The organism is Psychrobacter sp. ER1 (assembly GCF_048631835.1).
Classification (GTDB): domain Bacteria; phylum Pseudomonadota; class Gammaproteobacteria; order Pseudomonadales; family Moraxellaceae; genus Psychrobacter.
Map to the genome: position 1 here is coordinate 131,399 of NZ_CP184640.1, position 14,185 is coordinate 145,583.

Genomic DNA, 14,185 nt, shown 5'->3' on the forward strand with positions numbered 1-14,185 from the left:
GCACAATGATTATGCGTTTATAATTGATGATAGATATTCATTACATAAATACCTAGTATTGAATAAACAAACTATGTCGAAAAAAATGGGCATGATAATCTATACAGCAATGTATGTCTGTCTGAAAAGGCAGAATTTATCAGCAAATTTAGGGTAATTCAGCATCAATAACCAGTTTATAGGTTAGCTGAAAATATAATTATCTATTAATAGCTTATCATTAATGGATTGGTTATGACTCAAAGAAGTATATATAAATTAATGTTGTGAAACGAGCTAGATAAGAAAACTGAGCGTTCACAAATAGTTTTATTTTTAGACGGGTATTGCAATAAGACTTGTTACCACTATTTAGCATCACTTGCTCTTGTAGACAATGACAGCAACATTCTATGGTGATGGCAATACTTAGGGATAAAAGTGTTTTATCGAATAGTATTTAACAGGATATGACACATTGTCTAACTACCTGAGCATACAACGACTGACACAATAATAAGCACGATTCCATTCATTTATCTATCAAATAGACGATTATTATGAATAGTATAACCAAAGAAAAATCTGGCCAAGTACATACTGAACTGGCTGCCGATAACGCCAACTATATAGAAGCTCTCTACGAGCAATACCTAACAGACCCTGATAGTGTTGATACTGACTGGCAAACGTACTTTGAACAGTATAAGTCGCAGAACGATGCTCAGCATAACGCTATCAAAGATCAGTTCTTACTACTTGCTCGTAATCAAACGGCAAATAAGAGTAGCAGTACTGATACCGACTCTAGCGGCTCTGCCAACTGTGATCCTAAGCAGATGGGCGTACAGCAACTAATCTCAGCATATCGTCGTCGCGGTCATCGCCGTGCCAAACTTGATCCTTTAGATTTGCATCCACGTGCAGAAGTAGAAGACTTGACGCTTGCTTATCATAATTTGTCAGAAGCTGATCTTGATACCGTATTCCCGACCAATGATTTAGTCATCGGTAAAGATGAAGCGACATTGCGCGAAATCATCGAAATCATGGAACGTGTTTACTGTGGCCATATCGGTGTCGAGTACATGCACGTTACTACCAGTACAGAAAAACGCTGGATGGAAGAATACCTAGAAACCAATCTAGGTTATATCAAATTTGATAAAGAAAAACGTTTATCTATTCTTGAGCGCTTGACGGCTGCTGAAGGTCTAGAAAAATATCTTGCTCGTAAATATACGGGTGTTAAGCGTTTTGGTTTGGAAGGCGGCGAGAGCTTCATTCCTGCTATCAATGAAATCATTCAACGTGCTGGTGGGTATGGCACAAAAGAAATGGTCATTGGTATGGCTCACCGTGGCCGCCTAAACCTACTAGTCAACATCTTAGGTAAAAACCCTGCAGATTTGTTTGATGAGTTTGATGGTAAGGTACAGCCAGAAAAAGGCTCAGGTGACGTTAAATACCACAATGGTTTTTCATCTAATGTGATGACACCAGGGGCGAAGCGCATTTGGCTTTAGCATTTAACCCATCGCATCTTGAAATTGTAGCTCCAGTATTACAAGGCTCAGTACGTGCCCGTCAAGTACGTCGTAACGATCAGCCATTACTAGATAATACTGGTGGTAATTCAGTATTACCTATCGTGATTCATGGTGATGCTGCTTTTGCTGGTCAAGGTGTAGTCCAAGAAACCTTCCAAATGTCACAGACCCGTGCTTATACCACTGGCGGTACTGTGCATATCGTGATCAATAACCAAGTTGGCTTTACTACCAGCCGTCAAGAAGATGTTCGTTCAACTGAATATTGTACTGATGTTGCTAAGATGGTTCATGCTCCTATCCTACATGTAAACGGTGATGATCCTGAAGCAGTCGTATTTGCCGCTCAGTTAGCATTAGATTATCGTCATAAGTTTGACAAAGACATCATCATTGATTTGTTCTGCTATCGTCGTAATGGCCATAACGAGGCAGATGAGCCATCTGCAACTCAGCCATTGATGTATGCTGTTATTAAGAAGCTTCCAACTACTCGTACTCTGTATGCGCAGAAGCTTATCGCAGAAGGTATCTTGAATGCCGAAGAAGAGAAACAGTACGAAGATGACTATCGTGAGTCGTTAGACCGTGGTGATTATGTTGTTAGCTCACTGGTTCAAGAGCCTAACGAGCAGCTGTTTGTAGATTGGAAACCTTATCTAGGTCATGACTTGGTTGATGACTGGGATACCAGTGTTGATATCGAAAAGCTCAAAGGTTATGGACGCCGTATGGCCGAAATGCCAGAAGGTTATAAGCTACAGCGTCAGGTTCAAAAAGTTGTTGAGCAGCGTCTAGCGATGCAAACGGGCGAAGAGCCTCTTAACTGGGGTGCAGCTGAGACATTGGCTTATGCATCATTGGTTGATAATGACGGCGTACTAGTACGTATTACTGGTGAAGATGTTGGCCGTGGTACTTTCTCACATCGTCATAGTGAAATATATAATGTCAATGATGGCAGCATGTATGTACCGTTGTCTCATTTGAGCGAAAATCAAGCGCGCTTTGCTACTTACAACTCATTGTTATCAGAAGAAGCGGTACTAGCTTTTGAATATGGTTACGCGACCACTGTACCGAACGCATTGATCGTTTGGGAAGCACAGTTTGGTGATTTCGTTAACGGTGCTCAGGTAGTGATTGACCAGTTTATCTCAAGTGGCGAGACCAAATGGCAGCGTGTTTGTGGTTTAACGATGTTGCTACCACATGGCTTTGAAGGTCAAGGCCCTGAGCATTCATCTGCACGTTTAGAGCGTTTCTTACAGCTATGTGCTGAAGACAATATGCAGGTCATTACTCCAACGACTCCTGCGCAAATTTATCATGCATTACGTCGTCAGGCAGTACGTCCTATTCGTAAGCCGTTGATTGTTATGTCACCAAAGAGCTTATTACGTCATAAGCTAGCGACTTCTAACCTAGAAGAGCTTGCTAACGGTAAGTTTGAGACGGTATTGCCAGAGATGGACGATCATAACGCAGATAAAGTGACTCGTATGGTTCTGTGTGGTGGTAAGGTTTATTATGATTTGTTAGAGCAGCGCCGCGCATTAGGTCTCGATCATGTGGCTATCGTTCGTATTGAGCAATTGTATCCATTGCCAGAGACTCGCTTAATCGCTGAAATCGAAAAATACAGCAACCTAACTGAAATCGTATGGACGCAAGAAGAGCCATTGAATCAAGGCGCTTGGTACTATTTAGCACCGCATATGTTCCGTATTGTCGTACCGCATCCAACCAAAGCAAAAGTCATGGAGCCAGTAGCGCGTCCTCCTAGTGCAGCCCCTGCAACAGGATCACCGAAACTGCATGCTCAACAACAGCAAGCACTCATTGCTGGTGGCCTTGGCATAAGTGTTGATGAATTAGCTCAGTAACACCTTGTCTAATCAAAGATTATAGAAGATAAATGAATCAGGCGATGACAGTCAGTGTTTTTTAATAAAATATAAGCAAAGTTATTAAAAGATTACCGGCTGCTTATCACGACTTAATAATAAGTATGAATACCCAAATCTAAGGAGTATATCGATGGCTGACATCAAAGCCCCCGTTTTTCCAGAATCGGTTGCCGATGGCACAATCGTTGAGTGGCATGTCACTGAAGGTCAACAAGTTAATCGTGATGACCTATTGGCTGAAATTGAAACTGATAAAGTTGTATTAGAAGTTGTAGCACCTGATGATGGTGTATTGACCAAAATCGTAAAGCAAGTTGACGATACTGTATTGTCTGATGAGCTTATCGCTCAGTTTGAAGCCGGTGCAAGTGCTGGTGCTAGCGCAGAAGAAGCGCCAGCAGTAGATCCAGACCAACCAGCTGCGCCAGTTCAAGCAAAACAAGCTGCTGATGGTGGCGAGCCTGTTCAAGCAACAGATAAGAAAGGCGAAGCTGATCATAAAGATCAAAGCCCAGCAGTTCGTAAAGCAGCAAAAGAGTCAGGCGTAGATCCTAAAGAAGTTGAAGGTAGTGGCCGCGGTGGTCGTGTAACCAAAACTGATATGGCTAATCCAACATTGAAATCAGACAGTAGCATCAAGTCTGATAGCGGCCGTCCTGTTGCTGAATCAATGGGTGAGCGTACTGAAAAACGTGTTCCAATGACTCGTCTTCGTAAGCGTGTTGCTGAGCGTCTATTATCAGCATCACAAGATACAGCCATGTTGACGACGTTTAACGAAGTGAACATGAAGCCATTGATGGACATGCGCGCTAAATATAAAGAGAAGTTCGAAAAACGTCATGGTGTACGTTTAGGCTTTATGTCGTTATTCGTAAAAGCAGCGACAGAAGCGCTAAAACGCTTCCCAGCAGTAAACGCTTCACTAGATGGTGATGACATTGTTTATCATGGTTTTTATGATATCGGTGTAGCAGTATCTTCAGATCGTGGCTTGGTTGTTCCAGTACTACGTGATACTGATCGCATGAGCATGGCTGACGTTGAAAGCACAATCCGTGAGTTTGGCGGTAAAGCACAGCAAGGTAAGCTTGGTCTAGAAGACATGACTGGTGGTACTTTCACTATCTCTAACGGTGGTGTATTTGGTTCATTGATGTCAACACCTATTCTGAACCCACCACAAACTGCTATCCTAGGTATGCATGCTATCAATGATCGCCCAATGGCAGTCGATGGCAAAGTTGAAATCTTACCAATGATGTACCTAGCACTATCTTATGACCATCGTATGATTGATGGTAAAGAAGCCGTACAGTTCTTGGTAACTATCAAAGAGTTGGTCGAAGACCCTGCAATGCTACTACTAGACCTGTAAGCTTTTAAGCTTGTATTGGCAACCGCTGATACAAGCTTTTTAACTTTGGTATAGATAATGATTTTTATTACTCAGCGATCGCTTGATGCGCTGTTAACTGTATTCAAATGAATTTAATAATGGTGACTTGCTATCGATTATTGATGAGTGAGTCTATCTCATTGACATAGTGTATTAACTATTCAGTGTAGATAACGCTGATTTATCAGCAAGATAACAACCAGTTTAAATGACACATACAATTAAAAATAGGAACGTACTATGAAAGACAATTATGATTTAGTCGTCATCGGCGGCGGTCCTGGTGGTTACGAAGCAGCTATTCGTGCAGGCCAGCTCGGTATGAGTGTTGCCTGTATCGAAAAGCGCGTTTATAAAGGTGAGCCAGCACTTGGCGGCACTTGTTTAAACGTTGGTTGTATCCCATCAAAAGCCCTACTCGATAGCTCGCATCGTTACGAAGCTACTAAGCATGACCTTGACGAGCACGGTATCAGTACTGGTGATGTCGCTATCAATATCGAAAAAATGATAGAGCGTAAAGAAGGTATCGTTAAGCAGTTGACAGGCGGTGTTGCAGCGTTGCTAAAAGGCAATGGCGTTGATTGGCTACAAGGCTGGGGTACGCTAGTTGATGGCAAAGGCACTAATAAGCAAGTCAAATTCACTGCTCTAGAAGACGATAGCGAAACGACGATCACTGCTAAGAATGTTATCCTTGCAGCAGGTTCTGTACCTATCGATATTCCTGTTGCCAAAACTGACGGCGACCGTATCGTTGATTCGACTGGCGCACTTGATTTCACCGAAGTACCTAAGCGTCTAGGCGTTATCGGTGCCGGTGTTATCGGTCTTGAGCTTGGTTCAGTATGGCGTCGTTTAGGTAGCGAGGTCGTTGTGTATGAAGCGCTTCCTAGTTTCCTAGCTGCTGCTGACAAAGACATCTCAAAAGAAGCTGGCAAAATGCTGAAGAAGCAAGGTCTTGATATCCGTGTCGATACCAAAGTAACCAATGCTGAAGTTCAAGGTGACCAAGTTGTCGTCACTAGCGAAAGCAAAGGTGAATCAAGCGAGGAAAGCTTTGATAAGCTAATTGTTTGTGTTGGCCGCCGCGCTTATTCTGAAAAACTTCTTGGCGATGACAGCGGTATCACGTTGACTGAACGCGGTCTTATCGATGTTAATGATCAGTGCAAAACCAATCTTGATGGCGTTTATGCTATCGGTGATTTGGTCCGTGGTCCTATGCTTGCGCATAAAGCTATGGAAGAAGGCATGATGGCTGTTGAGCGTATTCATGGCGAAAAACCTCAAGTTAACTATGACACTATCATCAATGTCATTTATACTCACCCAGAAATCGCATGGGTAGGTTTGACTGAGCAAGAAGCCGAAGAAGCTGGCTATGAAGTTAAAACAGGTTCTTTCAACCTAGCTGCTAACGGTCGTGCATTAGCGCAAAGTGAAGCGCAAGGTTCTGTAAAAGTAGTTGCTGATGCGAAGACAGATCGTCTATTAGGTATGCATGCTATCTCTGCTGGTGCTGGTGATATCGTCCATCAAGGTATGATCGCGATGGAATTTGTTTCTAGTATTGAAGATTTGCAGTTGATGACATTTGCTCATCCAACTATTTCAGAAGCAGTGCATGAAGCTGCTCTATCTGCAGATGGCCGTGCTATTCACGCTATCCAGCGCAAAAAACGTAAGAAATAAGTAGTTGCTCGTTTAGTTATTATCGATTTACAACCTGATTGGGGTATCGCTATTTTGGTGATGCCACAATCATGAGTGCGTCAGACGTATGATTAATATGTACATGTGCGCACTTGATTTCACTTTTTATTAATTGTAAAAAATAAAGGATACAATCAATGAATTTACATGAGTATCAAGCAAAAGAGCTATTAAAAAGCTACGGTTTGCCAATTCAAGAAGGCATCATCGCTCATAACGGCGAAGAAGCTGCTGCAGCTTTTGATAAAACCCCAACTGACATTGCGGTAATTAAAGCGCAAGTACATGCTGGTGGTCGCGGTAAAGCTGGTGGTGTGAAGCTGGTTAAAACTCGTGAAGAAGCTAAGCAAGTTGCTGAAGATTTGATCGGTACTAACCTAGTAACGTTCCAAACTGATGCTGATGGTCAGCCAGTAAACTTCGTATTGGTTGCAGAAGATATGTACCCAGTACAAACTGAGCTATATCTTGGTGCAGTAGTTGATCGTGCGACTCGTCGTGTAACCTTCATGGCATCTACCGAAGGTGGTGTAGATATTGAAGAAGTAGCAAACGAGACACCAGAAAAAATCTTTAAAGTACATGTTGATCCTTTAGTTGGTTTGATGCCTTTCCAAGCGCGCGACGTTGCGTTCAAACTTGGTCTAGAAGGCAAGCAAATCAACCAGTTCGTTAAATTGATGACTGGCGCTTATAAAGCATTTGTTGAAAATGACTTTGCTCTAATGGAAATCAACCCATTAGCTGTTCGTGAAAATGGCGAAATCGTTTGTGTTGATGGCAAAATCGGTATCGATTCAAACGCACTATATCGTCTGCCAAAAATCGCAGCGCTACAAGACAAGACTCAAGAAAATGAGCGTGAGCTTAAAGCCGCTGAATTTGACCTAAACTATGTTGCTCTAGAAGGTAACATCGGTTGTATGGTTAACGGTGCTGGTCTTGCAATGGCGACCATGGACATCATCAAATTGTATGGCGGCAAGCCTGCTAACTTCTTGGACGTTGGCGGCGGTGCAACTAAAGATCGCGTTGTTGAAGCGTTCAAAATTATCCTAGAAGACAGCAGTGTCGAAGGCGTTCTAATCAACATCTTCGGTGGTATCGTACGTTGTGACATGATTGCAGAAGCTATTATCGCTGCTATCAAAGAAGTTGACGTACAAGTACCAGTTGTTGTTCGTTTAGAAGGTAACAACGCTGAGCTAGGCGCACAAATCCTAGAAGAGTCTGGTCTGAAATTGATTTCAGCTCAAGGTTTATCTGACGCGGCTCAAAAAATTGTCGATGCTGTTAAAGCGTAAGTCTTTAAACATAAGTGTTTAGAGATAGACGCTTAAGCATAGTAGTCAAATCGTAATAGTGGTTTTCATAATAAAAATTTGTTATCAAAATTTGATAATGATAGTTATAAAGACCGCTGTTACAAGACAACCGAATACAAGGAAAATATAATGAGTGTATTAATCGATAAAGATACCAAAGTATTGGTACAAGGTTTTACTGGTAAAAATGGTACGTTCCATTCTGAACAAGCCATCGAATATGGCACAAAAGTTGTTGGTGGTGTGACTCCAGGTAAAGGCGGCCAAACGCACCTAGGCCTACCAGTATTCAACACTATGGCGGAAGCCATGGAAGCGACTCAAGCTGACGCTTCTGTTATCTACGTACCAGCACCATTTGTACTAGATTCTATCGTTGAAGCAATCGATGCTGGCGTTAAGTTGATCGTTGTGATCACTGAAGGCGTACCGACTATCGATATGCTAAAAGCAAAACGCTATCTTGAAGAAGCTGGCGATGTGCGTTTAGTTGGTCCTAACTGCCCAGGCGTTATCACTCCAGGTCAGTGCAAAATCGGTATCATGCCAGGCCATATCCATCAGCCAGGTAAAGTGGGTATCATCTCACGCTCTGGTACGTTGACTTATGAAGCCGTAGCTCAGACGACTAAGCTTGGTTTTGGTCAGTCAACTTGTATCGGTATCGGTGGTGATCCTATTCCTGGTATGAACCAGATTGACGCATTGAAACTGTTCGAAGCTGATCCACAGACTGAAGCTATCATCCTAATCGGTGAGATTGGTGGTACTGCTGAAGAAGAAGCTGCTGCGTATATCAAAGACCATGTAACTAAACCAGTTGTTGGTTATATCGCTGGTGTTACTGCTCCAGAAGGTAAGCGTATGGGCCATGCTGGCGCTATCATCTCTGGTGGTCAAGGTACTGCTGAAGAGAAATTCAAAGCGTTTGAAGATGCAGGCATCGCGTATACACGTGACCCATCTAAACTTGGCGATAAGCTAAAAGAAGTTACTGGTTGGTAAGATAGGCATTAGTCTACTAACTACCAAAACTTTATTGAAATATCGAGAGGACACCCCTACAATGGGGTGTCTTTTTTGCTTTAAAACTCTATGAAGAATAAAATACTATAGTCAATCCAAAATAAAAGAAGTACAACCCATATTATGAAATAGTTTAGGTAGATTATTCTCCATCCAACCTTGTCGTAGAAACTTAGCTTGTGCCCATTTCTTTTCAATAGGATTTAAGTCAGGACTATAGGATGGTAGAAATAAAAGCCTGTGACCATGCCTATTCAGAAGACTTTTCACTCGTTTATGAAAGCTGGCATTATCCATGACGATTACGCATTTAGTTTTAAGGCTTGGAATGAGCGTATATTTGCACCAGTCATAGAATATATCGCCATTGATGTTTTTCTCAAAGTAATCAAGCGCAAAAAGCATCTTTTCATACAGAGCACCGATGACATTGGTACGTTTTTTAGCTTGCCAATTATAGCTATCAATACAAGGTTTACCTATCGGTGCGTAGCCATAAGGACGAATAGTTTCAGCCTCAAAGCCACTCTCATCCATATAGACAACGGGATAGCCTTGCTGCTTAAAATGATCAAGCTTATTCTTATATACCGCTCTTTTTATTGAACACGCTTTTGGATGTGCTAAGGTCTTTTTTTGGCTGATATTTAATCTTTTTAAGGCATAGCCAATACCTGATTTACTACAGTTTAAACGACGAGCTCGCTCATATAGATAGTCATCTGGGTATTGATTAACGTCTTGTAGAAGAGCTTCATTGGGTATACTGCTTGGCGTTTTGACTCTGGTCGTTTGGATGCTTGGGTCTATAAGCCAGCGCTGTAGTGTACTCTTGCTGATATTATAAAAAATACAGGCCTGACGGATGCTCATGTCTTTTGCTCAATGTTTTTGATAACTTGTGCTCGAAAATCTGCTGAGTAGGTCATCTTTTATATTTCTCTTTGCTTGGTTTAAAAGCATTGTACCTTTTCTATTTTGGACTGACTATAGTCACGGGTGGTGCAGGCTATATTGGCACTCACACCTGTATACCACTGTATTACTCATATCGTGGTTTTAACCTGTCATTTTCGACGTTAAGAATGATTATAATTGCTAAGATATCATGTGAATAGAGTAGAATCTAAGAAAGTATGAACTATCTAAGACTTATTGAACCTTACTATTAAGTTACCATCTTTTAAGATAGCTAAAAAACTATGAAAAAATCACTCACGCTGTTATTCCTGTCGCAGGCTTTGGCACCCGTATGCTGCCATTGTCGAAATCTGTGCCAAAAGAGTTGTTGCCGCTTGGCAATCGCCCTGCTATTCACTACGTGGTCGAAGAGGCTATTGCTGCCGGTATCAAGCATATTGTCTTGGTCGGTCATGCGCAAAAAAGCGCTATAGAAAACTACTTTGATATAAATGCGGAATTGGACAATCAATTGCGTCACAAAGGCAAAGATGAGCTGGCTGATAGCTTGAACTGGTTGCCAGAGGATGTGACAGTATCGATGATACGTCAAGGTAAAGCGTTAGGTTTGGGTCATGCAGTACTGGCAGCGCGACCAATTATCGGTGAGCATGACTTTGCCGTATTGTTACCTGATGTCGTGCTTGATCCATTTACCACTAACATGTCTGCTGATAATTTGGCTTTTATGTTGGATCAGTTTGCTACAGATAGTCATTCACAAATATTGGTTAATAAAGTAGCAGACGAAGACGTACATAAGTATGGTATCGCTCAACTAGATGAAAAGCTCAGTGATACTAGTGAGATTAATGAAGAAATAAATACTAATGCTAGCTTTAAAGTGACTGGTTTTGTAGAAAAGCCCAACTTAGCTGATGCTCCGTCCAATCTGGCAGTGGTAGGGCGCTATGTATTTAGTAATAAGATATTTGATTATCTAGCCAATACTAAAGCTTCAGTCGGTGGTGAGATTCAACTGACAGATGCGATTGACGCGCTCATTAGTGAATATGGTGTCCATGTCACGACCATGCGTGGTGATAGCTACGATGCAGGCGATATGCGCTCGTATATGCAGGCGTTCATCTACTTCGCCGAGCAGCAATTAGCAGATGATGAATAGCAGATGAATGAGATAAAGGGCAATAAGGCATATAGCAGTGCTCGACATTCTAAATACTGGCAGCAACTACAGACGCTTGCAAAGCACCCGTGGTCGCTTGCACAGTTATTCGCGCAAGATGATAAACGCGCTAAGCATTTCAGTGTGCAGGATGGTGCACTGTATATGGACTTTAGTAAGCAGCGTATTGATCAGACAGTATTGTCTAATTTGCTAAGTTTGGCCGATAGTTGTGAGCTGGATGCTCGTATTGATTCATTACTGCAAGGGGCGATGGTAAATACCAGCGAGCAGCGTGCTGCGTTGCATACAGCATTACGATTGCCAGCGACAGCGACATTACAAGTCGATGGACAAAATATCGTCGCTGATGTACATCATAGTTTGGCACAAGTAGCACGCCTCTCAGAGCGCGTACGCAATGGCACGTGGCGTGGGTTTTCTGGCAAGGCAATTACAGATGTTGTCAATATCGGGGTTGGCGGTTCTGATCTTGGCCCACTCATGGCGACTACAGCGCTCGACGAATGGGCAGATACCAGTATTGAAGTGCATTTTGTCTCCAATATGGACGGTACGCAGCTTGATAATCTACTCAAGCATTTAAATCCTGAGACCACACTATTTATTATCTCTTCCAAATCCTTTGGTACGGTTGATACTTTATCAAATGCTAAGACAGCATTATCTTGGCTACTTGCGACGGCAAAACTCCGTGCAGGTACAGAAGGTAGTGTATTGCGTCGACACTTCATCGGCATCTCAGCCAATAGTGAAAAAATGAGTGCTTGGGGAATTCATCCTGAGCATCAGTTACAGCTTTGGGAATGGGTCGGCGGGCGCTTTTCTTTATGGTCGGCGATAGGACTTGCCATTGCTATTCGTATTGGTATGAGTGGCTTTAAGGCATTATTAAGTGGCGCTCATAGTATGGATGAGCATTTTGCACAAGCTGACTTTGCCGACAATTTACCTGTACTGTTAGGCTTGCTAGCTGTTTGGAACAGTACTTTTTACAAGTAAATGCGCATACTGTATTACCTTATGATGGCAGGCTAGGCTATCTACCCAGCTATCTTACCCAGCTAGAGATGGAGAGTAATGGTAAGTCTGTTACTCGGAATGGGGATCATATTGATTATGATACGTGTCCAATTCTATGGGGTGAAATTGGCTCAAATGCGCAGCATGCATTCTATCAGCTGCTACACCAAGGTACGCAGCAGGTCTCCTGTGACTTTATCGCTTGCGTACGTCGCTACGGTGATGATGCACAAAACTCCTCATTGCCACAACAGCACGAGTTGTCTTTAGCCAACTGTTTGGCACAAAGTCGAGTATTGGCATTTGGCAATGCTGCTGTGACGGATCTGGTCGATCCACAGATAGTTTCCGAAGCAGACAAATATAAGTACTACCGTGGGAATCAACCGTCAACCACATTACTGATTGATGAGCTGACGCCGCATAGCTTAGGCGCATTGATAGCGCTTTACGAGCATAAGGTCTATGTCATGGCCAGTATCTGGGATATCAATCCGTTTGATCAATGGGGCGTCGAGATGGGTAAGCAAATGGCAGACTCCGTACACCATGCTATGCAGCACGTGCAGCAAGATTCTCAAGGTCTATTCGATACATCTACTGACCAATTACTAAAGCGTATCAAACAGCTGTCCTAGCGATAGTGGTGTGTCAATAATATAGGAAAGCACGCTCATGGAAACGGTTTTAGATGGTAGCCATATGAATAAATACAATAATGAATCTGAACCAAACCAATTAACTGATTCCACAGTTTGTGTGCTTATTGGTCACAGCATAGAGGCAATTACCAGTGCAGTGGTGCTAGCAAGTCTCGGTCAGCGTGTGCATCTCTACGCAGACAAGACACTACTGACGCAGCAGATACAGCAATATAGTTTTGAGCATCATCTGCAAGCGCTATGGCAAATGTATGAGCAGCAGCAGGTTATTACTAGTAAGGAATTACCAGCTAGTGCCGATATGCTAATAAAAGGTTATGAAGCAGTAGGCCATGACAAAACTGATGCTCAAAGTACGGTAACACTTTATTGGTTGTTTTTAGACAGTGTCAAGCTGGCATGGGCAGAAGACAGTTGGATTACCGCATTTAATCACAGCTATCAGCAGGCGCTACCTGTGATTATGAGCGGCATTGAGCAATTAGGCCATGTAGCCGATTTGGCTCAGCGTTTACAACGTGCTTGGGTCTATTATGTGCCATTTGTATTCTTACAGGACGGCGATGCGTATAGCTCGATGTTGAATCCTTCGTTATGGCTACTAGGTGAAAAGACAGCTAGTAGCAGCCAGCACTTGAATGTGTTGAAGCCTTTAATGCAGCACGCACGAGCTACTCATCATGCTGATATCGCAACGATAGAGTTTGCTCGCAGTAGTATCATGGCAATGCTAGCGACTAGAGTGAGCTTTATGAATGAGATGTCACGTTTGGCTGATAGTCAAAATGTCGATATCAGTCAAGTCAGTCGTATTATGGGATTGGATGATCGGGTAGGCAGCAGTTATCTAAAAGCAGGATGGGGGTTCGGTGGTAATACTTTGCCCACTGAGCTGGCTAAATTGCAACAATCAAGCCGTACACACAGTTTGGATATGCCTTTATTGCAATCTATTATGCATATTAATGAAGATCAGAAAGAGCTGATATTCCGTAAATTCTGGCAATATTTTGATGGTTTTATTGATAATAAAACAGTCATGATTTGGGGCGGTAGTTATAAATCAGGTTCAGGACGTACTGCTGGCTCAGCTATCCATCCGTTATTATTATTACTGTGGTCTTATAATATTCGTACACTGGTTTATAGTGATAAGGCACAGCACGAGCTTGCCGAGCTTTATCAGCAACAGCCATTGTTTGAGCTGATTACTAGTCCCTATCAACAGCTTTGCGATACCCATGCTATCTTCATCGTTAGTTGGTCACCGCGAGATCAATTAGATATCGCCCAAATCAATCAACAAGCCATGCCAGTATTTGATGCGCAAAATGCCCTGACACGCTCGCAAATTAATAGCTTAGTAGGTGACTATATGGGTATTGGCCGAACTAAATAGTTTGGTTTGAGGTTTTCTTTGTATAGAAAAAGGCTCGCTAATACTCGTTAGCGAGCCTTTTTTGACTTATAATCAGAACTGTTTTACTG

7 protein-coding genes and 2 pseudogenes are annotated in these 14,185 nt (G+C 42.5%); 8 read left to right on the forward strand and 1 reads right to left on the reverse strand.

Annotation, left to right across the window (positions count from 1 at the left end; genetic code table 11):
- Window positions 1-539 precede the first annotated feature (539 nt).
- The 5 genes and pseudogenes from ACOBWA_RS00615 to sucD all read left to right on the forward strand — a co-directional run bounded on the left by ACOBWA_RS00615 (window position 540) and on the right by sucD (window position 8,884).
- Window positions 540-3,415: pseudogene (locus tag ACOBWA_RS00615) on the forward strand (2-oxoglutarate dehydrogenase E1 component).
- A 154-nt stretch (window positions 3,416-3,569) separates the two neighbouring features.
- The gene (gene odhB, locus ACOBWA_RS00620; RefSeq protein WP_101204629.1) at window positions 3,570-4,817 is read left to right on the forward strand and encodes a 2-oxoglutarate dehydrogenase complex dihydrolipoyllysine-residue succinyltransferase; all 1,248 of its coding nucleotides are present in this window, start codon (window positions 3,570-3,572) and stop codon (window positions 4,815-4,817) included.
- Between the two features lie 261 nt (window positions 4,818-5,078).
- Window positions 5,079-6,533, forward strand: a complete 1,455-nt coding sequence (gene lpdA, locus ACOBWA_RS00625) for a dihydrolipoyl dehydrogenase (RefSeq protein WP_420229914.1) — start codon at window positions 5,079-5,081, stop codon at window positions 6,531-6,533.
- Between the two features lie 158 nt (window positions 6,534-6,691).
- On the forward strand, window positions 6,692-7,858 hold the full coding sequence (sucC, locus tag ACOBWA_RS00630) for an ADP-forming succinate--CoA ligase subunit beta (RefSeq protein ID WP_179798603.1): 1,167 nt from the start codon (window positions 6,692-6,694) through the stop codon (window positions 7,856-7,858).
- A gap of 150 nt (window positions 7,859-8,008) precedes the next feature.
- On the forward strand, window positions 8,009-8,884 hold the full coding sequence (sucD, locus tag ACOBWA_RS00635) for a succinate--CoA ligase subunit alpha (protein ID WP_101204626.1): 876 nt from the start codon (window positions 8,009-8,011) through the stop codon (window positions 8,882-8,884).
- Between the two features lie 111 nt (window positions 8,885-8,995).
- Here sucD and ACOBWA_RS00640 read toward each other — a convergent pair whose 3' ends face one another.
- Window positions 8,996-9,778 (reverse strand): IS630 family transposase, encoded by a 783-nt coding sequence (locus ACOBWA_RS00640; RefSeq protein ID WP_420229794.1) that lies wholly within the window; start codon window positions 9,776-9,778, stop codon window positions 8,996-8,998.
- A 379-nt stretch (window positions 9,779-10,157) separates the two neighbouring features.
- Here ACOBWA_RS00640 and ACOBWA_RS00645 point away from each other — a divergent pair, with 379 nt between their 5' ends.
- The 3 genes and pseudogenes from ACOBWA_RS00645 (at window position 10,158) to ACOBWA_RS00655 (ending at window position 14,096) form a co-directional block, all read left to right on the forward strand.
- The gene (locus tag ACOBWA_RS00645) at window positions 10,158-10,991 is read left to right on the forward strand and encodes a UTP--glucose-1-phosphate uridylyltransferase (protein WP_420229915.1); all 834 of its coding nucleotides are present in this window, start codon (window positions 10,158-10,160) and stop codon (window positions 10,989-10,991) included.
- Window positions 10,992-11,156: 165 nt separating this feature from the next.
- Window positions 11,157-12,673, forward strand: a pseudogene (pgi, locus tag ACOBWA_RS00650) (glucose-6-phosphate isomerase).
- Window positions 12,674-12,737: 64 nt separating this feature from the next.
- Window positions 12,738-14,096 carry a UDP-glucose/GDP-mannose dehydrogenase family protein gene (locus tag ACOBWA_RS00655; protein WP_420230688.1) on the forward strand — a complete coding sequence of 453 codons (1,359 nt, stop codon included), beginning with the start codon at window positions 12,738-12,740 and terminating at the stop codon, window positions 14,094-14,096.
- The last annotated feature ends 89 nt before the right edge of the window (window positions 14,097-14,185 follow it).